General features: G+C 67.7%; 1 pseudogene. It reads left to right on the top strand.

The features are described from left to right. Positions 1 to 260, top strand: a pseudogene (locus tag CVH10_RS21865) (bifunctional D-altronate/D-mannonate dehydratase); the annotation flags it as partial.

Raw genomic sequence — 260 nt, 5'->3', positions numbered from 1 at the left:
CCAAGGGCGGTCTGACGGGGGTGGGCGACGCTACTCTGAACGGGCGTGAACTGTCGGTCGCCAGCTATCTGACCGATCACGTCATCCCCTGCCTGGTCGGTCGCGACGGCCACCGGATCGAGGACACCTGGCAGTACCTCTACAAGGGCGCCTACTGGCGGCGCGGTCCGGTGACCATGTCGGCCATCGCCGCCGTGGACATGGCGCTGTGGGACCTGAAGGCCAAGGCAGCGGGCCTGCCGCTTTACCAGCTGTTGGGC

Origin of the sequence: Halomonas sp. ND22Bw (assembly GCF_003011945.1) — a bacterium.
Taxonomy (GTDB): domain Bacteria; phylum Pseudomonadota; class Gammaproteobacteria; order Pseudomonadales; family Halomonadaceae; genus Halomonas; species Halomonas halophila.
This window is presented reverse-complemented; position numbering and strand designations above follow the sequence as displayed.